Origin of the sequence: Pseudomonas sp. AN-B15, assembly GCF_019056475.1 — a bacterium.
Classification (GTDB): Bacteria; Pseudomonadota; Gammaproteobacteria; order Pseudomonadales; family Pseudomonadaceae; genus Aquipseudomonas; species Aquipseudomonas parakoreensis.
Genome location: NZ_CP049737.1, coordinates 3568708 through 3595287, shown reverse-complemented (window position 1 = coordinate 3595287; position 26580 = coordinate 3568708). Strand labels below are relative to the sequence as shown.

23 protein-coding genes are annotated in these 26580 nt (G+C 61.7%); 12 read left to right on the top strand and 11 right to left on the bottom strand.

Annotated elements, in window-relative coordinates; all coding sequences use genetic code 11:
• On the top strand, positions 1 to 621 hold the full coding sequence (locus GTQ41_RS15920; protein WP_047293535.1) for a cell wall hydrolase: 621 nt from the start codon (positions 1 to 3) through the stop codon (positions 619 to 621).
• On the opposite strand, the gene GTQ41_RS15915 is transcribed toward GTQ41_RS15920, so the two are convergent.
• Positions 618 to 1505 (bottom strand): LysR family transcriptional regulator, encoded by an 888-nt coding sequence (locus GTQ41_RS15915; protein ID WP_047293820.1) that lies wholly within the window; start codon positions 1503 to 1505, stop codon positions 618 to 620. The two genes, GTQ41_RS15920 and GTQ41_RS15915, sit on opposite strands and share 4 nt — an antisense overlap.
• Before the next feature lie 103 nt (positions 1506 to 1608).
• Between GTQ41_RS15915 and GTQ41_RS15910 the strand changes: the two genes are divergently transcribed.
• Positions 1609 to 2997, top strand: coding sequence for an MFS transporter (locus tag GTQ41_RS15910; RefSeq protein ID WP_047293536.1), 1389 nt, complete (start codon positions 1609 to 1611; stop codon positions 2995 to 2997).
• Here GTQ41_RS15910 and GTQ41_RS15905 read toward each other — a convergent pair.
• Entirely contained in the window at positions 2945 to 3658 is a 714-nt protein-coding gene (locus GTQ41_RS15905) for a murein L,D-transpeptidase catalytic domain family protein (protein ID WP_047293537.1), read from the bottom strand. The two genes, GTQ41_RS15910 and GTQ41_RS15905, sit on opposite strands and share 53 nt — an antisense overlap.
• 150 nt (positions 3659 to 3808) lie before the next feature.
• Here GTQ41_RS15905 and GTQ41_RS15900 point away from each other — a divergent pair, with 150 nt between their 5' ends.
• The 3 genes from GTQ41_RS15900 (at position 3809) to GTQ41_RS15890 (ending at position 8203) form a co-directional block, all read left to right on the top strand.
• Complete coding sequence (locus GTQ41_RS15900; RefSeq protein ID WP_047293539.1) at positions 3809 to 5425, top strand: murein L,D-transpeptidase; 1617 nt, start codon at positions 3809 to 3811, stop codon at positions 5423 to 5425.
• A gap of 176 nt (positions 5426 to 5601) precedes the next feature.
• Entirely contained in the window at positions 5602 to 6510 is a 909-nt protein-coding gene (glsB, locus tag GTQ41_RS15895) for a glutaminase B (RefSeq protein WP_027611723.1), read from the top strand.
• Between the two features lie 190 nt (positions 6511 to 6700).
• A complete protein-coding gene (locus tag GTQ41_RS15890; protein ID WP_047293542.1) occupies positions 6701 to 8203 on the top strand; it encodes an aldehyde dehydrogenase family protein in 1503 nt (500 codons plus the stop codon).
• Between the two features lie 117 nt (positions 8204 to 8320).
• Here GTQ41_RS15890 and GTQ41_RS15885 read toward each other — a convergent pair whose 3' ends face one another.
• The 3 genes from GTQ41_RS15885 to cynS all read right to left on the bottom strand — a co-directional run bounded on the left by GTQ41_RS15885 (position 8321) and on the right by cynS (position 9770).
• The gene (locus tag GTQ41_RS15885; protein ID WP_217325306.1) at positions 8321 to 8971 is read right to left on the bottom strand and encodes a carbonic anhydrase; all 651 of its coding nucleotides are present in this window, start codon (positions 8969 to 8971) and stop codon (positions 8321 to 8323) included.
• A gap of 12 nt (positions 8972 to 8983) precedes the next feature.
• A complete protein-coding gene (locus GTQ41_RS15880; RefSeq protein WP_047293546.1) occupies positions 8984 to 9220 on the bottom strand; it encodes a DUF2790 domain-containing protein in 237 nt (78 codons plus the stop codon).
• Between the two features lie 82 nt (positions 9221 to 9302).
• Positions 9303 to 9770 carry a cyanase gene (gene cynS, locus GTQ41_RS15875; RefSeq protein ID WP_047293548.1) on the bottom strand — a complete coding sequence of 156 codons (468 nt, stop codon included), beginning with the start codon at positions 9768 to 9770 and terminating at the stop codon, positions 9303 to 9305.
• A gap of 120 nt (positions 9771 to 9890) precedes the next feature.
• Between cynS and cynR the strand changes: the two genes are divergently transcribed.
• The gene (gene cynR / locus GTQ41_RS15870) at positions 9891 to 10775 is read left to right on the top strand and encodes a transcriptional regulator CynR (RefSeq protein WP_047293550.1); all 885 of its coding nucleotides are present in this window, start codon (positions 9891 to 9893) and stop codon (positions 10773 to 10775) included.
• Positions 10776 to 10929: 154 nt separating this feature from the next.
• On the opposite strand, the gene GTQ41_RS15865 is transcribed toward cynR, so the two are convergent.
• The 3 genes from GTQ41_RS15865 to GTQ41_RS15855 form a co-directional block, all read right to left on the bottom strand.
• A complete protein-coding gene (locus GTQ41_RS15865) occupies positions 10930 to 11259 on the bottom strand; it encodes a hypothetical protein (RefSeq protein WP_047293552.1) in 330 nt (109 codons plus the stop codon).
• A gap of 511 nt (positions 11260 to 11770) precedes the next feature.
• Complete coding sequence (locus tag GTQ41_RS15860) at positions 11771 to 12274, bottom strand: GNAT family N-acetyltransferase (RefSeq protein ID WP_047293555.1); 504 nt, start codon at positions 12272 to 12274, stop codon at positions 11771 to 11773.
• 101 nt (positions 12275 to 12375) lie between these two features.
• Positions 12376 to 14340, bottom strand: a complete 1965-nt coding sequence (locus GTQ41_RS15855; protein ID WP_047293557.1) for a DNA topoisomerase III — start codon at positions 14338 to 14340, stop codon at positions 12376 to 12378.
• A 279-nt stretch (positions 14341 to 14619) separates the two neighbouring features.
• On the opposite strand from GTQ41_RS15855, the gene GTQ41_RS15850 reads away from it, so the two are divergent.
• A complete protein-coding gene (locus GTQ41_RS15850; RefSeq protein ID WP_047293559.1) occupies positions 14620 to 16026 on the top strand; it encodes a serralysin family metalloprotease in 1407 nt (468 codons plus the stop codon).
• A 228-nt stretch (positions 16027 to 16254) separates the two neighbouring features.
• Positions 16255 to 16623 carry a DUF427 domain-containing protein gene (locus GTQ41_RS15845; RefSeq protein WP_047293561.1) on the top strand — a complete coding sequence of 123 codons (369 nt, stop codon included), beginning with the start codon at positions 16255 to 16257 and terminating at the stop codon, positions 16621 to 16623.
• 156 nt (positions 16624 to 16779) lie between these two features.
• Here GTQ41_RS15845 and GTQ41_RS15840 read toward each other — a convergent pair whose 3' ends face one another.
• Both GTQ41_RS15840 and GTQ41_RS15835 read right to left on the bottom strand, forming a co-directional pair.
• Positions 16780 to 18402, bottom strand: coding sequence for an MFS transporter (locus GTQ41_RS15840; RefSeq protein WP_047293563.1), 1623 nt, complete (start codon positions 18400 to 18402; stop codon positions 16780 to 16782).
• Positions 18403 to 18555: 153 nt separating this feature from the next.
• On the bottom strand, positions 18556 to 20202 hold the full coding sequence (locus GTQ41_RS15835) for a GMC family oxidoreductase (protein ID WP_047293565.1): 1647 nt from the start codon (positions 20200 to 20202) through the stop codon (positions 18556 to 18558).
• A gap of 134 nt (positions 20203 to 20336) precedes the next feature.
• On the opposite strand from GTQ41_RS15835, the gene GTQ41_RS15830 reads away from it, so the two are divergent.
• The 4 genes from GTQ41_RS15830 (at position 20337) to hcnC (ending at position 24449) form a co-directional block, all read left to right on the top strand.
• Positions 20337 to 21227, top strand: a complete 891-nt coding sequence (locus tag GTQ41_RS15830; RefSeq protein WP_047293567.1) for a LysR family transcriptional regulator — start codon at positions 20337 to 20339, stop codon at positions 21225 to 21227.
• A 249-nt stretch (positions 21228 to 21476) separates the two neighbouring features.
• The gene (locus tag GTQ41_RS15825; protein WP_047293821.1) at positions 21477 to 21791 is read left to right on the top strand and encodes a (2Fe-2S)-binding protein; all 315 of its coding nucleotides are present in this window, start codon (positions 21477 to 21479) and stop codon (positions 21789 to 21791) included.
• Positions 21788 to 23197 (top strand): cyanide-forming glycine dehydrogenase subunit HcnB, encoded by a 1410-nt coding sequence (hcnB, locus tag GTQ41_RS15820; protein WP_047293569.1) that lies wholly within the window; start codon positions 21788 to 21790, stop codon positions 23195 to 23197. Before GTQ41_RS15825 ends, hcnB begins: the two co-directional genes overlap by 4 nt.
• The gene (hcnC, locus tag GTQ41_RS15815) at positions 23190 to 24449 is read left to right on the top strand and encodes a cyanide-forming glycine dehydrogenase subunit HcnC (protein ID WP_041073371.1); all 1260 of its coding nucleotides are present in this window, start codon (positions 23190 to 23192) and stop codon (positions 24447 to 24449) included. The genes hcnB and hcnC overlap by 8 nt, the downstream gene beginning before the upstream one ends.
• 118 nt (positions 24450 to 24567) lie before the next feature.
• On the opposite strand, the gene GTQ41_RS15810 is transcribed toward hcnC, so the two are convergent.
• Positions 24568 to 26376 carry a monovalent cation:proton antiporter-2 (CPA2) family protein gene (locus tag GTQ41_RS15810; protein ID WP_047293571.1) on the bottom strand — a complete coding sequence of 603 codons (1809 nt, stop codon included), beginning with the start codon at positions 26374 to 26376 and terminating at the stop codon, positions 24568 to 24570.
• Positions 26377 to 26580: the final 204 nt, after the last annotated feature.

The following is a 26580-nucleotide window of genomic DNA, read 5'->3' as shown; positions in this document are numbered from 1 at the left end:
ATGGGATTGAAATGGTTGGCTGGCTGTTTCGCAGTAACCCTGATGGCCGGTGTGGTGATGGCCACCGATCAGGCCCCGATCAAGGCCAAGGCCGAAGAAAAAGCTCAGGTGCTGGAAGAGAAAGCCGCTGACAAAGTCAGCGCGGCGCCGGCACCCAAATCCGAAGCGATCACACCGACTGAAGTACAAGCCGTGGACCCCGCCGGCACCGCGCCGCTGGACGATCCGATCACCTGCCTGGCACGCAGTATCTACTGGGAAGCCAAGGGGCGCGACACTGCGGAAATGCAGGCCGTGGCCAGCGTGGTGATGAACCGCCTGGGCCATGATGGCTTTCCCGACACCGTGTGTGCAGTGGTCAAACAAGGGTCGGAAACCAAGAGTTGCCAGTTTTCCTGGTGGTGCGATGGCAAGGCCGATCAGGTCAAGGAAGACGCTGAATACACCTTGGCCAAGGACATCGCCGGCAAGGCGCTCAACCGCCAGTTGCCGGATCGCACCCGTGGCGCGTTGTACTTTCATGATCGCAACGTGCACCCGAGTTGGGCCAAGGAGTACAAAAAGACCGCCGCGGTCGGCAAATTCCTGTTCTATAAACCGGCCGGCGGCGATGCGCGTTAGACGCAGACTTCCCGTACGCAATTGCGCAACCAGCGGTGCGCCGGGTCGGCGTCCATGCGCGGGTGCCAGAGCATCGATACGCTGATCGGCGGCATCCTGAAGGGCAGGGCGAAGCTGTGCAGGCCCATGCGCAGCTTGCTGGTGTGACGCTCTGGAACCGTGGCGATCAGGTCTGATTCGCGGACCAGCGTCAGCGCCGCCGAAAACCCGCCGAATGAAGTAACGATATCCCGCGTCAGACCCGCAGCCAGCAACGCTTCGTCCACCGGGCCGCTGCTGCGCCCGCGACGTGAGATGAGAATGTGCTGGCCGCCGGCGAAGCGTTTGCTGCTGATCTTGCCCGCACTCAACGGATGGCCCTCACGAACTACACCAATCCAGTGATCCTGAAACAGGATACGGCTGTGCAGCGCCGGGTCGGTGCTGTCATCGACCACACCGGTCTCCAGATCCACCCGGCCTTCACGTAGAAGGGTGCTGTCCTTGTCGGCCTTCTGCACAAAGCGCAGGCGCACGCCGGGTGCTTCTTCGGCGATGCGCGCGAGAAGGGCGGCGGCGAAGGTTTCAACAAAACCGTCGGTGTTGCGCAGGGTAAAGGTGCGCTGCAACTGGCCGGGGTCGAGAATCTCGGCGGGGCGCAAAGCGGCCTCGGCTTCCTGCACCAGCGTGCTGACCCGCTCACGCAACTCCAGCGCACGCGGGGTCGGCACCAGGCCACGCCCGGCGCGAACCAGCAACGGGTCGCCGGTGGTCTCGCGCAGCCGGGCCAGCGCACGGCTCATGGCCGACGGGCTCAGCCGCAGGATTTGCGCGGCGCGGGCGACGCTGCCTTCGCGCAGCAGTACGTCAAGGGTGATCAACAGGTTAAGGTCCGGTGCGCTCATGACATGGCGTTTCATGCAGGTATCAAGTGCAAAGCATGCGTCTTGCGCCCTGCCTTGTCGAGACTCAGGCTATGCCGTCTGACCTTCGCACCAGGAGCGCCCGATGCCCGGATCCCCCTTGCCCCCTCAAGCCCGCTGGGCGCTGACCAGCCTGGCGCTGTCGATGTTGATGCCATCACTGGACACCAGCATCGCCAACGCCGGATTACCCACCCTGGCCGCCGCGTTCGATGCGACGTTTCAACAGGTGCAATGGATCGTGCTGGCGTATCTGCTGGCGGTCACCACGTTGATTGTCAGCGTCGGGCGTCTGGGCGATGTGTTCGGGCGGCGGCGATTGCTGCTGATCGGCATTGGCATTTTTACCAGTGCGTCGTTGTGTTGCGCACTGGCTCCGGGGCTTGGCTGGTTGATCGGCGCGCGGGCCGTGCAGGGCCTGGGCGCGGCAATCATGTTCGCCTTGACCGTGGCGCTGGTGGCGGATGCGGTGCCCAAAACGCGGGCGGGCAGTGCGATGGGCCTGCTCGCGACGATGTCGGCCACCGGTACCAGCCTCGGGCCGTCACTGGGTGGTCTGCTGATCGCGCAGGTTGGCTGGCCGTCGATCTTTGTCCTCAACGTGCCCTTGGGCCTGCTCAACGCGTGGCTGGTTTATCGCTATCTGCCGGCGGATCGGCCGGTGCGGGCGGGTGTTGCGTTTGATTATTTCGGCAGCGCAGTGTTGGTATTGACGCTGGCGGCCTATGCGCTGGCGATGACGCTGGATGGATTCACCCTGGTGTTGCTGCTGTCGAGCGTAGGCGGGGCGGGGCTGTTTATTGCGGTCGAGATGAAAGCCAGAGCGCCGCTGATTCGTTTGTCTCTCTTCAGCGATGCGCGTCTGAGCAGCAGTCTTGCGCTGACATTGCTGGTGACGACGGTGATGATGACCACGCTGGTGGTCGGGCCGTTTTACCTGAGCCGAGGCCTGGGGCTGGGCAGCACCGTGGTCGGCCTGGCGTTGTCAGTCGGGCCGCTGCTGGCCGCGTGCGGCGGGGTGCCGGCCGGGCGTCTGGTGGATCGCTTCGGTGCGCGGCGTGTGGTGCCGGGGGCGTTGCTCGGGATGGTCGGGGGTTGCAGCTTGTTGGCGTTGTTGCCGATGCGTCTCGGCCTGCCGGGGTATCTGTTGCCGATGGCGGTCATTGCCAGCAGTTACGCGTTGTTTCAGGCGGCGAACAATACCGGGTTGATGGCGACGGTCAGTCAGGATCAGCGCGGCGTGGTGTCGGCTTTGCTCGGGCTGTCGCGCAATCTCGGACTGATCACCGGCGCGGCGGTCATGGGCGCGGTGTTTGCCTCCGCTACCGGCAACCCGACGCAAGCCCCGGCCGAGGTCATTGGCAGTGGCTTGCACTGCACGTTCGGGGTTGCGGCGGCGCTGATGGTCATGGCCCTGATCGTCAGCTGGCGTGGCTACTCAAGATACTCGCCACCTGTTGTGGCTGGCAGTTGAGGTACGGCGAGGACTTCAGCCAGCGCTGATCCGGGTACCAGGAGAACATGAACTGGCCGTCCTTGAGTTTGTCGATCACCTGCTTTGCCACTTGCGGACGCACCGCCGGGCAACCCTGGCTGCGACCGATTCGGCCTTGACGCTTGCTCCACAGCGGATTCACGTAGTCGGCGGCGTGGATCACGATGGCGCGGTCGCGGGCCAGATCATTGAAGCCCGGCTCCAGACCGTCCATGCGCAGCGAATAACCATGGGTTCCCTCGTAACTTTCCTGGGTGCGGAACAGCCCGAGGCTGGACTGGTAGCTGCCTTCGCGATTGGAGAACTGAGTGGCGAAGTTTTCCCCGGAATTCGAACCGTGGGCGACCAGGTCGCGCAGCACCAGTTTCTGTCTGCTCAGGTCGAAGATCCACAGCCGGCGCGCGGTGGAGGGTTGCGAGTAATCGATGATCGCCAGATGGCGTGAGGGGCGCGCGCCATTGTTGACCGCGCATTGCATGGCGTTCAAGGCGCCTTTGAGCGCTTGGGGATTGAGTTCCGGCGCGGCGTGCGCGAGGCTGGTGAAAAGAACCGGCGATGGCTTGCCGGCGGCGAAAGCTGGGCTGCTCACGGCGACGAGGGTCGCGCTGGTCAGCAGAAGTCGGCGCAAAAACGTCAACATTTATACAGTGTCCTCACTGGCTACTTATTTGGCACTTTGGCTCCTGACTCCCAGTCATACCCGACAGACCCCTGTTTCGAGCCTGACTGTTCAGCGCACCTGATGTAAGGTTGACCGTCAATGAGACGGCCACGGATTGGAGTAAAGCAGTTGTTCAAAAAGTACGCATGCTACTTGAGCATTTGTTTGCTCGCTGCGCCGTTTGTCGCTTGTGCCGATGAACCCTTGCCGCCGTTGCAGACCCTGCCGACGCCGCCGGCGCAAATGCCGGTCGAACCACAAAGTCCGCTGCAAGCGGTGCTGATCGGTTTGCCTCAGGCATGCCCGGCGATTGCCGCACAGCTGAGTGGTCCGGCGCTGGCGCAACTGCAAGCGTTCTACCAGCAGCAGGACTGGCTGCCGGTGTGGGCCAGCGAGTCCGGGCGTTTGCCGGCCTTGCGCGCGCAGTTGCAGCTGTTGGCCGACGATGGCCTCAATCCCAAGCGCTATCCGGTGGCCGTCAATCCACCGCAGGACGGCGAGTTGTGTGCCGATATCGACATCAGCCGCTTTTATCTGCAAGCGCTGCAAGACCTGCATTTCGGGCGTCTGTTGCAGTCACATTTCGAGCCGCTGTGGCATGCCGATGACACCCCGCGTGATCGTCAGGCGGAATTGCTGGCGATCGCGGTACCCGGCCTGCACGACATCACAGCCGCGTTCGATCTGGCGCGTCCGCGTCTGGCGCAGTATCAAAGCCTGCGTCATCTCTACGCCAGCCAACGGTTGCAGGCCTTGCCGCATTGGCAGGCGGTGGGCAACGGCCCGCTGCTGCGCCCGGCGATGGAGGACAAACGCGTGCCGGAACTGGCCCAGCGCCTGTTCAACGAGGGCTATCTGACCCACGTCACCGGCACGCCCGGCAATGCCTATGAGGGTGTGCTGGTGGAAGCGGTGAAGAGCTTTCAGGCCAACCATTCATTGCAGGCCGACGGGGTAGTCGGGCCGGGGACGATTGCCGAGCTCAACATCAGCCCGCTGACGCGCCGCGAGCAGTTGCGGGTCAACCTCGAACGTTTCCGCTGGCTGGCGCAGGACATGGAGCCCAATGGCTTGCTCGTTAACGTCGCCGCCGCCGAACTGACCCTGTATCAGGGCGGCGTGCCGGTCTGGCAGACCCGTACCCAGGTCGGTCGCGCCGAACGGCAGACCCCGCTGCTCAAATCCCGGGTCACGCGCCTGACCCTGAACCCGACCTGGACCGTGCCGCCGACCATCTGGAAAGAAGACAAACTGCCGGCGATCCGCAAGGATCAGACCTTCCTCAGCCGGCAGAACCTGCAAGTCCTCGACGCCCATGGCCAGCCGTTGGCCGCGGCGGATATCGACTGGGACAATCCCGGCAACATCATGCTGCGCCAGGAGGCCGGGCCGCGGAATCCGCTGGGGCAACTGGTGATCCGCTTCCCCAACCCGTTCGCCGTGTACTTGCACGATACGCCGAGCAAGGCCCTGTTCGACAAAGGCCCGCGCGCTTTCAGTTCGGGCTGTGTGCGGGTCGAGCACCCGATGCAACTGCGTGACTTGCTGTTGACCCCGGCGGAACGTACGCGCACCGACACCTTGCTCGCCACCGGCAGCACCCACGAATTCCGCCTGTCGGCACCGGTGCCGATCCTGATGACCTACTGGACGGCGCAGGTCGGCAAGGATGGGCAGGTGCGTTATGCGCCGGATATCTACAGCCGCGACAGTGCGCTGCTCGCCGGACTCGACGGGGCACACTGACCGATCTCTGTAGGAGCTGCCGCAGGCTGCGATCTTTTGATCTTGATTTTGAAAGGCAAGGTCAAAAGATCGCAGCCTTCGGCAGCTCCTACAGGGTTTGTGTGATTCCGCAAGCTTGCGCAGCGTCTAGCCCCAGTGTCCCCGCAATCCCATGGGGCGAGACTTCGGAACCCGGCATGCAAGCGCTGTTGAACGAGATTCTTGACGCTGTCCGGCCCCTGATCGGGCAGGGCAAAGTGGCTGACTACATTCCCGCCCTCGGCACCGTGCCGGCCAATCAACTGGGCATCGCCGTGTACGGCAACGACGGCGAAATGTATTGCGCCGGCGATGCCGAGACGCCGTTCTCGGTGCAGAGTATTTCCAAGGTGTTCAGCCTGGTGCAGGCCATCGAGCATTCCGGCGAGGCGATTTGGGAGCGTCTGGGACACGAGCCGTCCGGCCAGCCGTTCAACTCGCTGGTGCAGCTGGAGTTCGAACGCGGGCGTCCGCGCAATCCGTTCATCAACGCCGGGGCGCTGGTGATCTGCGACATCAACCAGTCGCGTTTCGCCGCGCCGGCCCTGTCGATGCGTGATTTCGTGCGGCGCCTGTCGGGCAATCCGCAGGTGATCGTCGACGGCAAAGTCGCCGAATCCGAATACCAGCACCGCGCCCGCAACGCGGCCATGGCGTACCTGATGCAATCGTTCGGCAACTTCCACAACGACGTCGAAGCGGTATTGCGCAGCTACTTCAGCCACTGCGCGTTGCGCATGAACTGTATCGACCTGGCGCGGGCGTTCTGCTTCCTCGCCAACGACGGGTTCTGCAAGCACAGCGGCGAACAGATCCTCACCCGTCGCCAGACCCAGCAGGTCAACTCGATCATGGCCACCAGCGGTTTGTACGACGAGGCCGGCAATTTCGCCTATCGCGTCGGCCTGCCGGGCAAGAGCGGGGTCGGCGGCGGGATTGTCGCGGTGGTGCCGGGGCAATTCAGCGTGTGCGTGTGGTCGCCGGAACTCAATGCTGCCGGCAACTCGCTGGCGGGGATGGCGGCGCTGGAGATGCTCAGTTCGCGGATTGGCTGGTCAGTCTTCTGACCCGATCTTCCAAACACTGCAAAACTTTGTGGGAGCGAGCCTGCTCGCGAAAGCGTCGTGCCGGTCGATGCATTTCTCGCTGACCCACCGCATTCGCGAGCAGGCTCGCTCCCACAAGGGTTTTGTGTTGCCTGGGGGATGAGTGTTCCTATACATTTTCCGGCCGCCCCTCATATGGTGAATCCGCTTCATGTCTCTTGCGCTCGAACGTCTAGTCGCCGGCACGCCGATCCCTTTCGCTGGTAACCGCGTGACCGTGGTTAGCCCCGAACTGGCGGCGCGGTTTCAGCCCGGTGACCACCTTTTGGTCGAGCAGGTGAGTGGCGAGCTGTTGCTGATTCCGGTGGTCGATCAACAGGCCGCTGCGGTAGCCATCGAACGCGCTGAAGCGGCTTTCACTGCGTTGTCGGCGGTGACCGACCAAGCCATCAGTCGTTTCTTCGATCTGTTCGCCCAACGTCTGGAAACCCCGGAATGCTGGAGCCTGATCGAAGCGGCGAACCTGGCCGACATCGAACGCGCCAAGGCCCGTGGTCGCTCCACCACCCGGCTGCTCGCCGACGAGCGCATGCGCCGTGACATGATCGCCGGTCTGCGCGCCTGGCGGGATGCGCCGGCCACGCGCGGCAAGGTCATCAGCAGCGTCGAACACGACGGCTGGAAGGTCGAGCAAGTGGTGTCGCCGCTGGGCATTGTGGCATTCGTGTTTGAAGGACGGCCGAACGTGTTCGCCGATGCCGCCGGCGTACTGCGCACCGGCAACACTGCGGTGCTGCGCATCGGCAGCGATGCATTGGGCACTGCGCAAGCGATCGTCACTCACGCGCTGAACCCGGCGCTGGCCGATGCCGGTCTGCCGGCGGGGGCGGTGTCGCTGGTGGAAAGCGTCAATCACGCCGCCGGTTGGGCGATGTTCGCCGACCGGCGTCTGTCGCTGGCGGTGGCCCGGGGTTCGGGGCATGCGGTCAGCCAGTTGGGCAGCATCGCCCAGCAGGCGGGCACGGCGGTCAGCCTGCATGGCACTGGCGGCGCATGGCTGATTGCCGATCGTGATGCCGATGCCACACGCTTCGCCGCCGTGGTGCGCAACTCGCTGGATCGCAAGGTCTGCAACACGCTGAACGTTTGCCTGATTCAACGCGATCGCGCCATCGAACTGGTGCCGCTGTTCCTCGATGCGCTCAAACAAGCGGGCACAGCACGCGGGCAGGGCTGCAAACTGCACATCGTCGCCGGCAGTGAAAGCTATCTGCCGGCCGAGTGGCAGAACGCGACGGTCGAGGTCTATCGCGCCGAGGGTTATCAGACCGAGGCCTTGGCCGAAGCGCTGGCGGAGTCCGATTTGGGCCGCGAGTGGGAATGGGAAGAAACCCCGGAAGTCAGTCTGATGATCGTCGATGATCTGGATCAGGCGATCGCGCTGTTCAACCGCTACAGCCCGCAGTTCACGGTGTCGCTGATCAGCGAGGATGCGGCGGCCCAGGAACGTTTCTACAACGCGGTGAACGCGCCGTTTGTGGGCAACGGGATTACCCGTTGGGTCGATGGGCAGTACGCGTTGAACAAGCCGGAGCTGGGGCTTTCGAACTGGGAGAGCGGGCGCCTGTTTGCGCGCAGTGCGATTCTTTCGGGGGATGGGGTGTTTACGGTGCGTAGCCGTATGACGCAGGTTGATCTCAGCGTAAAACGCTGACGCTGATCCTGAGTTTGACCTGGTAGGAGCTGCCGAAGGCTGCGATCTTTTGATCTTGTTTTTTAAAAGCAAAATCAAAAGATCGCAGCCTTCGGCAGCTCCTACAGCAGGCTGGTTTCAGGCTGCTTTAGCGGCTATGGCGCAAGTCGCCGGTTGCTCATCCAGCGGCACAAACGTACGGCGATCCGCCGCCAGCGCGTCGATTGACCCGGTCTCGATGTCATAGACCCAGCCATGCAGGTTCAGCAGGCCTTTTTCCTGGGCCAGGCGCACGCTTGGGTGGGTCTGAATGTTCGCCAGTTGCGCGATCACATTTTCCCGCACCATCGCACTCAATTTCGCCGCGTCATTGGCGTGCGGTCGTGCCTCGTTCACCACTTTCGCCGACTCGGCATGTTGCAGCCAGCCGCTGACGGCGGGCAGGTGATCCATGCATTTGCACTGGGCAATCGCGGTCATCGCGCCGCAATCGGAGTGGCCGCAGATCACGATGTCAGTCACCCCAAGCACCGCCACCGCATATTCCACCGTCGCCGACACCCCGCCCGGATGCGGGCTGTAGGACGGCACGATATTGCCCGCGTTGCGGATCACGAACAGTTCACCGGGTTCTTGCTGAGTCAGCAGCTCCGGCACCACCCGGCTGTCGGAACAGGTGATGAACAAGGTGCCCGGGGTTTGAGTGGTCGCCAAGTGTTTGAACAGTTCGGTGCGTTGCGGAAACGCCTCGTTCTGGAACTTCAGGAAGCCTTCGATCAGGATTTTCATGGTGTTGTCCTCTCAGTTCGAACAGCCGGTGCCGAATTCGCTGTATTGAAGAATGTGTTTTGCGCCGTGGCTGTCGAGGTAGGTCATCTCGACCGGTACAACGCCGCAGACGTCGGCGACCGGGGTGATGCTCACGACTTCAGCAATATCCAGCGCCATGCCGTAGCGGTAGGCAATGGCCTCTTCATCAGCCTGGGCCTGGGCGGCGAGGCCGGCGAGCAGGGCCAGGGTCAACAGAATTTTGTGCATGGGGCAGCCTCCAGGCGGATGGGGTGACGATTTGGTAATTCGGGTTTGGATGGGCCCGCACCTCAGGTGCGGGCCGGGTGGATCAGAACGGACGCAGTGGCAGGAACTTGCCGTCGAGGGTGACCACGGCGCGGGAGCCGCCTTCCGGGTCTTCGACTTTCTTGATGTCGAGCTTGAAGTTGATGGCGCTGATGATGCCGTCGCCGAACTGCTCGTGGACCAAGGCTTTGAGGGTGGTGCCGTAGATCTGGATCATCTCGTGGAAGCGGTAGATGGTCGGGTCGGTCGGCACGCCGCTGAGGCTGCCGCGCAACGGGATGATCTGCAGGGCGGCAACGGCGTCGGCGTCCAGTTCAAGCTTGGCGCCGACCACTTGCGCGGCGTCTTGCGGCAAAGGGTGCTGGCCGAGCAGGGCAGCGGTGACGTAGGCCAGGCTCAGGCCGGTGTCGTCAGCCAGATCCTGCCACGACAGATTTTTGCGGGCCTTGATATCGAGAATGTGGGTGGTCAGGGCCAGGCTGGCATCGTTGTAAGCGTGGGACTGTTGCATGGTGTCGCTCCTTTCAAGGTTGGCTTGCTGTGTGGGAGCCATCTTCTGCCGGTTGATCCATAGCGTCCAAGACCGATATACAATGCTTCGCATAAGTCCTGCCTATAGATGGTGAGCCCGATGCTGTTGCGACATTTGCGTTATCTGCTGGCCGTGGCCGACCACGGCGGATTCACCCGGGCGGCGGAGGCGTTGCACGTGTCGCAGCCGACCTTGTCGCAACAGATCCGCCAACTTGAGGAAACTCTGGGGGTGGCCCTGTTTGATCGCACTTCGCGCACGGTCAAGGCCACCGATGCCGGCGAGGCTTACATTGAGTGTGCGCGGCGGGTGCTGGTGGAGCTGGAGGCGGGCAAGCGGGCATTGCATGACGTGAAGGATCTGTCCCGTGGCAACCTGCGTCTGGCCATGACCCCGACCTTCATGGCGTATCTGGTCGGGCCGTTGGTGCGTGATTTCGCGGCGCTCTACCCGGGTATCCATCTGCAGATTCTCGAGCTGTCGATGGACGATATCGAGGCGGGACTGGCGGACGATTCGCTGGACATCGCGATTGCCTTTACCCCGGTGCGCCACCCCGATCTCGAGTGCATTCCGGCGTTTACCGAAACCCTGGGGATCATGGTCGGGCGCGAGCATCCGCTGTACGACAGCAGTGGGGTACTGACGTCGAGTGACCTTGCACAGCTGGATTTCGCCTTGCTGGCACCGGACTTCATTACCCGGTTATCAATCGATGAATATTTTCGTCAGTTGGGGATCACGCCGCAGGTGCGCATCGAAGTGAACTCGGTGAGCACGTTGCTGGAGGTGGTGCGACATGCGCCGATGGCGACGATGTTGCCCGAGGCGATTGCGTCCGAAGACCGCGCGTTGCGTCGCTTGAGCGTCGAGCATGAAGCGCCGCAGCGTGGAGCGGCGTTGTTGCGGCGGCGCAATAATTACCACAGTGCGGCGGCAGTGGCGTTCATGAATCTGGTGCTGGAACTCAATATCCCTCTGTAGGAGCTGCCGAAGGCTGCGATCTTTTGATCTTGATCTAAAAAACAAGATCAAAAGATCGCAGCCTTCGGCAGCTCCTACAGTGCAGTTTCAGGGAGCAATAAAAAGGGCCTGCTTCTTTTGGAAGCAGGCCCTTTTTATTTATTGAAGTTGTAACTCAGCAAAACCGGTCAATCACCCGAACTTCATTCTTGTTCTGCATCGAATCCCACGCCTGTTTCAGCGTCTGCAGCACATTGCCGATGAAGTCCTTGTCGGCTGCGGCTTTCTTGCCGACATAACCGTGGCCGCGGCGGTACATCTTCAGGCGGGCCAGCAGGTTCTGGTTGTTGCGGTCGAATTCTTCTTCACCAGCGTGGGGCGACAGGCAGTCGATATGCACCTGACCCGACTTGCTGATCCAGAGAATGTGGCTGTCGTGGCTGTCTTTTTGCGCCGCGAACATACGAGCCAGTTCTTCGATAGTAGGTTGATTGTTCAGATTCATGATGTTTGCCCCTTGACCAGTCTGGTGATCTTTCAAAGTTGATTCGCTAATACAGGTAGCCCATCGGTTAGTTGATCCCTGGCACCGAAACCAGGACGTCAGCGGTCGCCCGTGAGAAGTACGGGGTCATGCGTCTGTTGCATGTAGTCGTGTTGAATAACTGCTACGCAATAGCGTCACAACGAGGAGAAGCAGCGAAAACCGGGAGGCTCCTTGACGACGTTTTCAGGGTCGACCACAAGCATCTTGAGAATTTTCGCCAGCGCTTCTCGTCCTTGTACTGGACGTTCAGGCCAGGTCAGCTTCTTCAATCTGCCTTGTGGGCAGCGTGTATCCGGAAAAAACAACTCGGCGGTCAGACGAGTTTGCTCAAGCGTGTTACCGATGTTCCCGATCGGGGAACGTCTTCATCATGCAAAAGCAAAACGACGCCGTCAACGGTTTTGTAGTGATTATTTTTGATCACTACATATTGTCGGACAAAGCTGTTTTGGAATGAGAAAAGTTCCGTTCAGGCAACGGACGCGGGGCTGTGAAAGATGTAGAAGGTGCAGGGATAACCGTCGACCGAACGCTGCTGGCGGACGAACTCACCACCGCTCAATTTGGGGATCAACCGGGCCCAGAAGTGCCGTGCAGGCAGGTTGGCGTCGATATGAAAAATCTGCCACTGACCGGGCAAACGACTCAAGAGGGCAGAGACGACAAACTGCGCGACGCCTTGGCCACGGAAGCGTCGGGTGAGGAAGAGGTAGCTGATGTTGTATTCAGTGCCGTCGATGCGGGTGTCATTGTCGACGATCACGAACCCGGCCAATTCGCTGTCGATGCGGATCAGGAAAGGTTGGGTAGCTGGATTGCGCCAGTAGTCGTCTTTCGGCTGAATACTGAAGAAGCCATGTTCGCCGAGTTTCAGTGGTAGCCATTGGCTGAAGTCGTACATGTAGAACTGCATGAGGTTTTCGATGGTTTGCAGTTCGTCGCGGTGGGCGGGGTGCAGTTCGATGGTGGGCATTGGGGAGAACTCCTGAAGATTGCGGCTTCAGTATTGTCGAATCATACCTTGTGGCGAGGGGATTTATCCCCGATGGGCTGCGAAGCGGCCCCAGCTTTTCCTTAAACCGGGGGACTGCTGCGCAGTCCATCGGGGATAAATCCCCTCGCCACAGTTGCCCCGGCGGTTTTGCTTCGGGTCGATTTGCGTTTCTTCTTCCACGGCGCGGCAGCCTTGCCGGCCGGTGGCGGGCCGCTGATGGTCAGGTTCAGCGCAGAACAGCGGGTGACCTGCTTGCTCATCCACGCTGCCTGTTTGGTGACGAACTCTTCCAGACTCATCTCGCCGCTCTGCACCATGTCCAGCGCCTGCTCCCAGATGGCGGTGGTGCCGGGATCGGCAATCGCCCGCGGTACGGCGTCGATCAGGCTGAAGGCCGGCGGGGTCGCGGCCAGCGCCTTGCCGTTCTTCACCAGATAACCACGATCCAGCAGGCCCTGAATGATCGAGGCGCGCGTGGCTTCGGTGCCGATGCCGGTGGTGTCCTTGAGTTTCTGTTTGAGCAGCGGATCTTCCACCAGTCTGGCGACGTTCTTCATCGCCTTGATCAGATCGCCTTCGGTGTAGGGTTTCGGCGGCTGCGTCCAGAGGTCCTTGAGGTTCACGCCGGCCACGGCGCAATCGATACCCTGGCTTAGCGCCGGAAGCGTTTGTGGGGCTGGCGCTTCACGGCCCTTGGCCGGGGCGAGGGCTTCAGGCAGGGCACGTTTCCAGCCCGGTTCAATGATCTGCTTGCCGACCGCGCGCAACGCTTCACCGGCGCAATCGAAATCGGCCTGAGTACGATCGTATTCATGGTTGGGCAGGAATTGCGCCAGATAACGCGCGCGAATCAGGGTATAGACCGCCCGGTGTTTGCCGCTCAGGCGTTCGAGATTTTTCGCCGCAGCCGTGGGGATGATGCCGTGGTGGGCGCTGACCTTGGCGTCGTTCCACGCTCGGGAGCGACGCTGCGGGTCGAGGTGACCGTTCAGCGCGTCGAGGCTCGGGTCGGCCTGACGCAGTGCCGCAAGTATCCCCGGCGCTTCGCTGTGCTGGCTCAGCGGCAGAAAGCCGCAATCGCTGCGCGGGTAGGTGATGACCTTGTAGGTTTCGTAGAGCGCCTGGGCGATGTCGAGGGTTTCCTGGGCGCCGAGACCGAGTTTCTTCGAGCAGACTTCCTGCAGGGTGCCCAGATCGAAAGGCAGCGGTGCCACTTCACGCATGCGCTCGGTGCGTAGCTTCATCACCCGCGCAGTGGCGGCATTGCTGATTGCCGCCGCCGCTTGTTGCGCCAGTGCCTGATTCAGACAGCGATCCTGATCGTCGCAAACGTTGCTGGGCGCACGCCATTGCGCAGTGAACCGCGTGCCGTCGTGCAGCAGTTGCACATCGATCGCCCAATACGGCACCGGGACGAAATCGGCGATGCTGCGGTCGCGATCCACCACCAGTCGCAGCGTCGGCGTTTGTACCCGACCGACCGGCAGCACGCCCTGATAGCCGGACTGCCGGCCCAATAGAGTGAACAGGCGGCTCATGTTCATGCCGATCAGCCAGTCCGCCCGCGAGCGCCCCAGCGCCGAGTGATACAGGCTGAAGGTTTCCGCTCCCGGCTTCAGCGCGGCCAGAGCCTTGCGAATTGACGCCTCGTCCAGCGCCGACAGCCACAAGCGCCGGATCGGCCCGCGATAGCGGCAGTGTTCGACCAGTTCCCGGGCAATCATCTCGCCCTCACGGTCGGCGTCGGTGGCGATGATCAGTTCGCTGGCCTCGCCGAGCAGGCGCTTGACCGCCTTGTACTGGCTGGCAGTGCGCGGCTTGACGGTCATTTTCCACTTGTCCGGGATGATCGGCAGATCCGCCAGTACCCAGCGTTTGTAGCGCGCGTCGTAGGCATCCGGTGGTGCGGTTTCCAGCAGATGGCCGATGCACCAGGTCACTGTGACGTCCGTTCCCAGCCAGCAGCCGTCGCCCCGACGCCTGGCGCCCAGCACGGCCGCGATGTCTTTGGCCTGGGAAGGTTTTTCACAGAGGTACAGCCGCATAACCACCGTCGTCGATCAGTTCACTGGAGGTGCACAGAATGGCCGCAGTTGGCGCTCGGGGCAACTTTTATCTGTATGGATATACAGATCAAAACGTTGCCGGGAATGACCGGTATTACCGGGACGTCGCGAGCGGCTATCGAGAAATCGATTGGCAAGGCAGTTGACGCCCGTGTCAGGTTCACCGGGCTTCTCAGAAACGCGAGTGACCGGGCGATCTCGCTAGTGGATCGCCGTGCTCGACGCGTACTGCCAACTCTGAAACAAGGAAGTCCCACCATGGCTCAAGCCAAAGCGAAAACCAGCAGCGCCTATGACGAAGTGAACGCCTTCAGCCACCTGTACGACCGTGGCGTCGGCCTGGTGAACGGCAAACCGTCGTTCACTGCCGACCAGGCGGCTGACGAAATCCTGCGCAAAAACCTGTCGTGGCACGACAAGAACGGCGACGGCAAAATCTCCCTGACCTACACCTTCCTTACCGAGAAACCGGCAAACTACAACCCGAACCTCGGCAACTTCAGCCAGTTCAGCGCTCAGCAAAAGGCTCAAGCCATACTGGCCATGCAATCCTGGGCCGACGTGGCCAAGGTCACGTTCACTGAGGGCAAGGGCGGCGACGGCCACATGACCTTCGGCAACTACGACGTCAGCACTGGCGGTGCGGCGTTCGCTTACCTGCCGAGCGGTGGCAGCTACGATGGCCAGTCGTGGTACCTGATCAACAACCAGTATCAGGTCAACAAGACCCCGGACACCAACAACTACGGGCGTCAGACCCTGACCCACGAAATCGGCCATACCCTCGGCCTGTCGCACCCGGGCGCCTACAACGCCGGCAACGGCAACCCGACCTACAACGACGCCAAATATGCCGAAGACACCCGTGGCTACAGCCTGATGAGCTACTGGAGCGAAGCCAACACCGACCAGAACTTCAGCAAGGACGGCAGCGGCGCCTACGCCTCGGCACCGCTGCTGGACGATATCGTCGCCGTGCAAAAACTCTACGGCGCCAACTATGAGACTCGCGCCGATAACACCACCTACGGTTTCGGCTCCAATACCGGGCGCGATTACTACAGCGCCACCTCGGCGTCGTCGAAGCTGGTGTTCTCGGTGTGGGACGGTGGCGGCGATGACACGCTGAACTTCTCCGGCTTCACCCAGAACCAGAAAATCAACCTCAATGAAGGCGCGTTCTCCGATGTCGGCGGACTGGTCGGCAACGTGTCGATCGCCTATGGCGTGACCGTGGAAAACGCCGTTGGCGGTTCCGGCAATGACCTGCTGATCGGTAACTCGGCCGTCAACCATCTGTTCGGCGGAGCCGGCAACGACATCCTTTACGGCGGTGGCGGCGCGGATGTGCTGTGGGGCGGCGAGGGTGCGGACACCTTTGTGTTTGGCGCGGCCAGTGACTCGACCAACAACCAGCCGGACTGGATCATGGATTTCAAAAGCGGCGTGGACAAGATCGACCTCTCGGGCATCGCTGGTTTCGCCACGGGCGCGGCCACGCTGAACTTCGTCAGCGGTTTCACCGGCCATGCGGGCGATGCAATCCTGACTTATTACGCGCAAAGTGGTCAGACCGGGCTGCTGATCGATCTGACGGGGCAGGGTGAGGTGGACTTTGCCGTCGGTGTGGTGGGGCAGGCGCTGGCGACGGATATCGTGGTTTGAGCTGATCCTGACTGACACCGATTCAGGGCAACTATCGTCCTGTGGCGAAGGAGCTTGTCGAATCGTCGCACCGTCCCGCTCGGCGGCGAAGCCGTCGCAAACTCGGAAATCGCGTTATACCTGACACACCCGATTCCCGGATTCAGGGCTGCTACGCAGCCCAGCGGGACGGTGCGACGATTCGACAAGCTCCCTCGCCACAGTTCATTTGTCCCTGGAGAACCCCCCATGAGCACCACCGGCCTCAACCCCGTCATTACCCTCGAAGAGCTTCCCGGTTGCCTGCTGGTCAAATTCCACGGCATCCAGGTCGCGGCGTCCTCGCATGTGCTGGTTCTTCATGAGGCCAATTACCCGCCGGTGTACTACGTGCCCCGCGAGGACATCGACGAAAAATACTTCGCCCGCACCGACCACACCAGTTACTGCCCGTACAAGGGCGACGCCAATTACTTCAGCCTGCAGGTGCCGGGGCATGAGGCGGCGAATGCGGTGTGGACGTATGAGAAACCGAAAATCTCGGTCGATGCGATCAAGAACTATGTGGCGTTTTATCCGGACCAGGTGAAGTTCGAGGTGATCAAGGCGGATGCCTGATTCTTGGCTGAGGAGATTCAATTGTGGCGAGGGGATTCATCCCCGATGGACTACGTAGTAGTCCCATTTTTCACAGGGGGCGCACGCACCCCATCGGGGATAAATCCCCTCGCCACAGGTTTTTTTCACCCAAGGATCATGTGTTCAGGTTCAGATTCAGTTCTTGTCCAGATCGATATTCTTCGTCTCCCGCAGACAAATCATTCCCACCACCAGGCTCACCCCGGTAATCAGCACCGGGTACCACAGCCCATAGAAAATATCCCCGGTGTACACCACCAGCGCGAACGACACCGTTGGCAGGAAGCCGCCGAACCAGCCGTTGCCGATGTGATACGGCAGGGACATCGAGGTGTAGCGGATGCGCGTCGGGAACAGTTCGACCATCAGCGCCGCCAGCGGGCCGTAGCACATGGCCGAGATGATGATCAGCGCGACGATCAGTGCCACGATCATCGGTTTGTTGATTTGCTGCAGGTCGGCCTGTTGCGGGTACCCGGCGAGGGTGACGGCGCCGCGCAGGGCCGATTCGTCATAGCCGTCGATCTTCACGTCGCCGATGCTCACCTGCACGCCGCTGCCGGCCGGCGCTGCGGCGCTGGTGTAGGGCAGGCCTTGCTTGACCAGGAAGGTCTTGACCTTGTCGCACGGGCTGTCGAATTTGGCTTTGCCCACCGGGTCGAACTGAAAGGTGCAGGTTGCTGGGTCCGCCAGTACAGTGATCGGCGCCTGACGGCTGGCCTGATCGATTGCCGGATTGGCGTAGTGGGCGAGGGATTTGAAAATCGGGAAGTACAGCGCCGTCGCCAGCAGCAAACCGAGCATCAACACCGGTTTGCGTCCGACCTTGTCCGACAGCCAGCCGAAAATGATGAAGAACGGCGCACCGATGACCACGCTGATGATCAGCAGGCTGTTGGCAACGGCCGGGTCCATTTTCAGAAACTGGGTCAGGAAGAACAGCACGTAGAACTGCGCGGCATAAAAGGTCACCGCTTGCCCGGCATTGATGCTGAACAGCGCGATCAGTACGACTTTGAGGTTCTCCCATTGGCCGAACGATTCGCGGATCGGCGCCTTCGACGCTTTGCCTTGCTCTTTCATTTTCAGGTAGGCCGGCGACTCGTGCAGGCTCAGGCGGATCCAGGTGGAAATGCCCAGCAGCACGATCGACAGCAGAAACGGAATGCGCCAGCCCCAGACTTCAAACTGGTCACCGGTGAAGTACCGGCAACCGAGCACCACCAGCAGCGACAGCAGCAGGCCGAGGGTCGCGGTGGATTGAATCCAGCTGGTGTGGAAACCGCGCTTGCCGATGGGCGCATGCTCCGCCACGTAGGTCGCGGCGCCGCCGTATTCACCGCCCAGCGCCAGGCCCTGGAGCATGCGCAGCACCACCAGAATGATCGGCGCGGCGATGCCGATGCTGGCGTAGTTCGGCAGCAGACCGACACAGAACGTGGCGATGCCCATCAGGACGATGGTCGCGAGGAAGGTGTATTTGCGCCCGATCATGTCCCCCAACCGACCGAACACCAGCGCCCCGAACGGCCGCACGATAAACCCGGCGGCGAAGGCCATCAGCGCGAAGATGAACGCCGTGGTGTCGTTGACGCCGGCGAAAAACTGCTTGCTGATCACCGCCGCCAGGGCGCCGTAGAGGAAGAAGTCATACCACTCGAACACCGTCCCCAGGGACGAGGCGAAGATGACTTTCTGCGTGGCATTGCTGGTGCTGGCGCCGCTCGCGGCATCCAGCGGCTGAGCGTGTTCTGACATATCGGTATTCCTCACAGTGATTGTTTTTGTTGTTCCACTGGTGTTGCGCGCTGCCTTGAACGAATTACACGGCCCCCTGTAGGAGCTGCCGCAGGCTGCGATCTTTTGATCTTGTAAAAGCCAAAGGCAAAAGATCGCAGCCTGCGGCAGCTCCTACAGGGTGTGGGCCAGTTCGGGAGTGGGTGTGCAGGTCCTGATCGGTGGGTTGAGGATCATCTGCGCCGCCTTCTCGGCAATCATCAGCGTAGGCGAACAGGTGTTGCCCGAGGTGATGCGCGGCATGATCGAGGCGTCGGCGATGCGCAGGCCGGGCACGCCATGCACGCGCAGTTGTGCATCGACCACCGCGTCAGCGTCATTGCCCATGCGGCAGGTGCCGACGGGGTGGAAGATCGTCGTGCCGATTCGCGCCGCCGCTTCGTGCAGTTGCGCCTCGCTCTGCAGGCTGTCGCCGGGCAGATACTCCACCGGTTTGAACGCCTGCAGGGCCGGGGCGCTGACGATGCGGCGGGTCAGGCGGATCGCATCGGCGGCCACGCGCAAATCTTCGGGATGGCTGAGGTAGTTGGGTTGAATCAGCGGCGCGTCCTGAGGATTCGTCGAACGGATGTCGATCCGCCCACGGCTCTGCGGACGCAGATCACAGACCGATGCGGTGAACGCCGGGAAACCGTGCAGCGGCTCGCCAAAGCGCTCCAGCGACAGCGGTTGCACGTGGTATTCAAGGTTCGCTGAAGTCTGCTCCGGCCCGGAGCGGGCAAACGCGCCCAACTGACTCGGCGCCATCGACAGCGGCCCGCTGCGGTCATACAGATAACGCAGGCCCATGCCCATCTTGCCCCACAGGCTGCCGGCGATCTGATTCAACGTGCGGGCGTTTTGCAGTTTGTAGATCAGGCGCAATTGCAGGTGATCTTGCAGGTTGCCGCCAACCCCCGGCAGCTCATGAATCACGCCGATGCCGAGGTGTTCCAGCAACGGCCGCGGGCCGATTCCGGAGCGCTGCAGAATGCTCGGGGAACCGACGGCACCGGCGCAGAGGATGATTTCCTTGCGCGCCTTGAAGCTTTTCACCTGGCCTTCGTGACGCGCGCTGACTTTGCAAGCACGGCCGTTTTCCAGCAGCACCCGATCCACTTCAACCCCGGTCAGCACCGTCAGATTGGCCCGCTCGCGAATCGGTTTGAGAAATGCTTTCGCCGCGTTCCAGCGCACCCCGGCCTTCTGGTTGACCTGAAAGTAGCCGCAACCCTCGTTGTCGCCCTGGTTGAAGTCGTCGATGCTGGCGATGCCGCTCTGTTCGGCGGCGCTGCGAAACGCGTTGAGAATCGGCCATGACAACCGCTGTTGCTCAACCCGCCATTCACCCGTGGCACCGTGAAATTCAGCGGCGCCGGCAAAGTGGTTTTCGCTCTGTTTGAACAGTGGCAGCACGTCGTTCCAGGCCCAGCCCGGATTGCCCTCGGCCGCCCAGCCATCATAGTCGCCGGCCTGGCCGCGCATGTAGATCATGCCGTTGATGGAGGAGCAGCCACCGAGCACTTTGCCGCGCGGGTAACTCAGGCTGCGACCCTGCAGGCCGGGTTGGGCTTCGGTCTTGAAGCACCAGTCGGTGCGTGGGTTGCCAATGCAGAACAGATAGCCGACCGGGATGTGAATCCACGCATAGTTGTCGCGTCCGCCGGCTTCGAGCAGCAACACCCGCTGCTGCTTGTCTGCCGACAATCGATTGGCCAGCAGGCACCCGGCAGGTCCAGCACCGACCACGATGTAGTCGTATTCATCAAGGGAAGTCTGCATTCCCTGACCTCGCTTTTTGTTTTTATTGTCCGACACTCTAGTTGTCAGCTTTCGTTAAAAGAATGTTAGTTTTTACCCAGCCGCTGTGCGTTTTCGAACAGCCTGGCTTGACCCTGGCTGACAAGGACACCCCCATGTTCGACTGGAACGACCTGCGGTTTTTTCTGGAGTTGCAACGCAGCGGCCGCCTGCTCACGGCCGCCCGACGCCTGAACACCACTCACGCCACCGTCGCCAGGCACATTGAGGCCATCGAACGGAGCCTCGGCACCGCACTGTTCGTCCAGCATGCCCAAGGCTACGAAATGACCCCGGCGGGGGAGGCGCTGCTCAAGCACGCCGAAGCCATGGAAAACGTCGCGCTATTGGCCCAGGAAGAGATCACCCAATCCACCGCGCCGCTGGGCAAGATCCGCGTCGGCGTCACCGAAGGGCTGGGTATCAAGTTTCTCGCCAGCCGCATGATCGGCCTGTTCGAACGCTATCCCGGCCTGGAGGTGGAGCTGGTGGCCGTGCCGCGGTTCGTCAGCATCCTCAACCGCGAGGCGGAAATCAGCATCCACCTCGAACGCCCGGCTGCCGACATGCTGGTCACGCGCAAACTCACCGACTATCGGTTGGCGCTCTACGCCAGTCAGGCCTACCTCGACAAGGCACCGCCGCTACAGAGTCGCGAAGACCTCGCCCGGCATGCGTGGATCGGCTATGTGGATGATCTGCTGTTCAGCCAGGAACTGATGTTTCTCAACAGTTTCTGTCGCAGCCCGCGCGTTGTATTCCACAGCACCAGCGTGATCGCCCAGCAGGAAGCGGCGCGCTCGGGCCTGGGGATTGCTGTGTTGCCCTGCTATATGGCGGCGTCGGATCCGGATCTGCGCCTGTTGCTGCCGGATGAGCGCATTGAGCGCAGTTACTGGATCAGCACCCGGCGCGAGCTGCACAAATCGGTGCGGCTGCGGGTGGTCTGGGATTATGTGGTGGGGCTGTGCGAGGCGGAGCAGGGGCTGCTCACCGGCAAACACTGACACCTCAAGGTTTTTCAGCCGGCTCGAGATTTCACCGATCTGGATCAATATTTCCCTTTGAAATATCACCTAACTTAAAAGATCCAGGCCCTTGTTGCGGTATCGACTACAGTGCTCCGGTGCGCAATTTGCTGCGCTCATGGAGTAGCCCGGCAGCCCCCACCAATAACCACAACGGGTCGCCAGGCAGAGTGCAGCAAGGAGCTGACGTAGAACTCCCCCTGAAACTTTTCACGGATGAACATCGTAATGCACTGCCTAGAACGCACCTTTGATATCCAGCCCCTGACCCAGGCGGATATGACTGTCCACATCAACGGCCAACCGGTTAGCGCGGCCATCGGTGAAACGGTCCTCAGCGTTATCCAGTCCCTCGGTGTGCGCCAGGTCGCACGTAACGATCATGACCAGATCAGCGGCGCCTATTGCGGCATGGGCGTGTGCCAGTGCTGCCTGGTGAAAATCAACGGTCGGCACAAGCGCCGTGCCTGCCAGACGGTGGTGCGCGACGGAATGCGGATTGAAACCCGGGTCAACCGCATCAACGAGCAGGAGGTTGTATGAGCCTGCAACCGGTGATCGTCGGCGGTGGTCCGGCGGGAATGGCGGCGGCCATCGAACTGGCGCGCCATGGTGTGCGCTGCACCTTGCTCGAAGAGGCTTCGCGCCTCGGTGGAGTGGTCTATCGCGGGCCGTTGCGTGACGGCGTGCAACTGGATTACCTCGGGCCACGTTATTCCGAAGCCCTGAGCAAACTGCACGGTGATTTTCAGCAACAGGCCGGGCTGATTGACGTGCGCCTGAATCATCGCGTGGTTGGCGCCGAAGGCACCCGTGCCCTGGTGGTGCTGGATGGCGATGAGCAACTGCATGAGATCGATTATCCGCAATTGCTGCTGGCCGCCGGTTGTCACGAACGCAGCGTGCCGTTTCCCGGCTGGACCCTGCCGGGCGTGATCATGCTCGGCGGCCTGCAACTGCAAATCAAAAGTGGCGTGGTCAAGCCGCAGGGGCCGGTGGTCATCGCCGGTACCGGGCCGTTGCTGCCGCTGGTGGCAACGCAGCTGCACGCGTCCGGCGTCAAGGTCGCGGGCGTATACGAAGCCTGCGCCTTCGGCAAGATCGCCCGCGAAAGCCTGGCGTTGCTGAACAAGCCGCAGCTGTTCCTCGATGGTTTGAGCATGCTCGCTTACCTGAAACTGCACGGCATCCCGATGAACTACGGCTGGGGCGTGGTCGAAGCTCACGGCGACGGCGAGCTGAAAAGCGTCAGCGTGGCACCGTACTCGGCCACCTGGGAGCCGGACCTGACACGCATCGAGCGCTTCGAAGCCCAGACCCTGGCGGTCGGTTACGGTTTTATCCCGCGCACCCAGCTCAGTCAGCAAATGGGCCTCGATCACGGTTTCAGCGACGACGGTTACCTGCGCGCCAATGCCAACAGCTGGCAACAAAGCAACGAGCCGCATGTGCACCTGGCCGGTGACATGGGCGGCATTCGCGGCGGTGAAGCGGCGATGCTCGCCGGCAGAATCGCTGCCACCTCGATCCTGCTGCAACGCGGGATTATCGAAGAGGATCTGGCACGGGTACGCCGCGACCGTTACTTGGGCAAACTCAAATCCATCGTGCGCTTCCGTGCGGCTGTTGATCGCTACACCGAACGCGGTGTCGGCCAGACCGCCTTGCCGGCTGCCGATACGGTGATCTGCCGCTGTGAACATGCAACCCGCGCGGACATTGATCTGGCGTTGGAGCAAGGTGTGCAGGACATCGCCAGCCTGAAGATGCGCACCCGCGTCAGCATGGGCGATTGTCAGGGCCGGATGTGCGTCGGCTACTGCAGCGATCGCCTGCGCCAGGCGACCGGGCGCAAGGACGTTGGCTGGTTGCGCCCGCGTTTCCCGATCGATCCGATTCCTTTTTCCGCGTTCCAGTCCGGCGGCACGGAGGCCGTTTCCCATGAGTAAGTTCTATGACGTGATCATTGCCGGCGGCGGCGTGATCGGGGCGTCCTGCGCCTATCAATTGTCCAAGCGCGAGAACCTCAAGGTGGCGTTGATCGACGCCAAACGCCCGGGCAACGCAACCCGCGCTTCGGCCGGCGGCTTGTGGGCCATCGGCGAGTCGGTGGGGCTGGGGTGCGGGGTGATTTTCTTCCGGATGATGTCGGCCAACCGCAAACGCGAAACCCAGGGCGCGGCCGTCGCGGTGGACGCCAGCACGCCGCATATCCTGCCGGAGTCGTTCTTCGATTTCGCCTTGCAGTCCAACGCGCTGTACCCGGCGTTGCATCGCGAGTTGAAGGACAAGCACGGGATGGATTTCAAGTTTGAAAAGACCGGGCTGAAGTTCGTCATTTATGACGACGAAGACCGGCTCTACGCCGAGCACATTGTCAGCTGCATTCCGCATCTGGCCGATCAGGTGCGCTGGCTCGATCAGGCTGCGCTGCGCGAAGCCGAGCCGAGCGTCAGCCATGAGGCTCGTGGGGCACTGGAATTTCTCTGCGACCACCAGGTCAGCCCGTTCCGTCTCGCCGATGCCTACATGGAAGGTGCGCGGCAGAACGGCGTCGACATCTTCGTCAATACCAACGTCACTGGCGTGTTGCACCACGGCAGCCGCGTGACCGGCGTGCAGACGGCCGAAGAGGGCGTGTTCCACTGCAAGACGCTGATCAACGCCGGCGGCGCCTGGGCGGCGGATTTGAGCGAATGGGCCACCGGTGTGCGGATTCCGGTGAAGCCGGTCAAGGGCCAGATCCTGCTGACCGAACGCATGCCGAAGATCCTCAACGGCTGCCTGACCACCAGCGACTGCTATGTGGCGCAGAAGGACAATGGCGAGATCCTGATCGGCAGCACCACCGAAGACAAAGGCTTCGACGTCACCACCACCTACCCGGAAATCGCCGGACTGGTGCAGGGCGCGGTGCGCTGCCTGCCGGAACTCAAGGACGTCAACCTCAAGCGCACCTGGGCCGGATTGCGTCCGGGGTCGCCGGATGAGCTGCCGATCCTCGGGCCGATGCGTGGGGTGGAAGGGTATCTGAATGCCTGCGGACACTTCCGCACCGGCATCCTGACCTCGGCGATTACCGGGGTGCTGCTGGATAAACTGGTCAACCAGGAAGCACTGCCGCTGGATATCACACCGTTCCTCGCGGATCGGTTTGAGGTGGCGCCGGTCAAGCAAGAACGGGAATTAGAGCTGGCCTGATCCAATCCCCTGCGGCAGCTCCCACAGGGTTTTCGGTCGTTCACAAAACCTGTGGGAGCGGGCTTGCCCGCGAAGGCGTCGGTGCTGTCGGCCTGAAGTTTGGATCTGTGCAAGGACGTCAGGCCTTGCGCGCTTCCTCTTCCAGTTGATCCGATTCGAACAGCCGCGCCAGTTCCGCGCGGGCTTCCTGAGCGGTCTGCAGGACTTTGGCCGCGTCGTCGTAAACGGCGTGCTGCGCCTCCAGCACCTGCTCGTCGTGGTGCTTGAAGCGCTTGATCCGCGCATCGGCCTGAGCCTGGGTCAAACCCAGGCCGACCAGGGTACGGCGGCTCATTTCCAGACTGGAGTAATAGGTCTCACGAATCGGCTCGGCGCCGACATCCACCAGGCGGTGCACGTGCTGACGGTTACGTGCGCGGGCGATGATCTTCATGTGCGGATACAGCTTGCGCACGATCTCGGCGGTCTTGATGTTGGTCTCCGGATCGTCCGTGGCAATCACGAAGTATTCCGCCTCGCCAACCTTTGCCGCATTGAGGATTTCCGGGCGCATCGGGTCGCCATAGAACACCGGTACGCCGCCAAAACTGCGCGACAGTTCGATGGTTTCCACCGAAGTGTCGAGGGCGACGAACTTGATGTTCTGCGCTCGCAGAATCCGCGCCACGATCTGGCCCATCCGGCCCATGCCGGCGATCACCACGCGCGGTGCCTCGGTATCGATTTCGCGGAATTTCTCCGGTACTTCCACCGGCTGCACTTTCGGGCTGACCAGCCGTGCGCAGATCAGCAGCAGCAACGGCGTCAAGGCCATCGACAAGGTGATGGTCAGCACCAGCAGGTCATACAGGCGCGGTTCGAACAGGCCCTGATCGCGCCCGATCTTGAACACCACAAAGGCAAATTCACCGCCGGCGGCGAGTACGATGCCCAAGCGAATTGCACTGACCTTGGTCAGCCCACCGGCCAGACGCCCGACCACAAACAGCAGCGGCAACTTCAAGCCGATCAGCAGCAGCGTCAGGCCCAGCACGGTGATCGGCGCACTCAGCAGCAGACTCAGGTTGGCGCCCATGCCGACGCTGATGAAAAACAGCCCGAGCAGCAAGCCCTTGAACGGCTCGATCTGCGCTTCCAGTTCATGCCGATATTCGGAGTCCGCCAGCAACAGGCCGGCGAGGAAAGCCCCGAGGGCCATCGACACGCCGACCAGATCCATCAGCCACGCCGTGCCGATCACCACCAGCAATGCGGTGGCGGTAGACACTTCCGGCAGACCGGTTTTCGCCACCACGCGGAACACCGGACGCAACAGATAACGCCCGCCGACCACCACCACGGCGATTCCGCCGAGTACTTGCAAACCGTGATTCAGGCTTTCCGCGTTGCTGGTGGCATGCGCGCTGCCGGCGAGCATCGGCACCAGCGCGATCAACGGGATCGCGGCGATGTCCTGAAACAGCAGAATCGCAAACGCCAGCCGCCCGTGCGGGCTGGTGAGTTCCTTGCGCTCGGCCAGGCTCTGCAGGCCGAATGCGGTGGACGACAGCGCCAGGCCAAGGCCGAGCACAATTGCACTGTTCAGCGGCTGACCGAACACATACAACGCCAGCACGCCGATTACTGCCGCTGTCAGCAGCACCTGCGCCAGGCCCACGCCAAACACCGATTTGCGCATCACCCACAAGCGCCGCGGCGACAGTTCCAGGCCGATGATGAACAACAGCAGCACCACGCCCAGTTCGGAAATATGCGCGACACTTTGCGGATTACCGATCAGACCGAGCACCGACGGGCCAATGATCACCCCCGCCAACAGATAACCGAGCACCGCGCCCAGTTGCAGACGTTTGGCCAAGGGCACGGTGAGCACTGCGGCGAACAGAAACACGACAGCGGCTTGTAACAGGTTGCCTTCATGGGGCATGGGTTGACTCCTGACAGCGGTACGGCGGGGGTGACAAGGATAAAGGCTGAAACGATTCAAGATCCATCGAAGATCCGCTGCAGGAGCTGCCGCAAGCTGCGATCTTTTGATCTTGATTCCGGAGATCAAAAGATCGCAGCCTGCGGCAGCTCCTACAGGGTTCAGTGTAAGTCTGTAATAATTTGCATCAAATAGTTACATTGA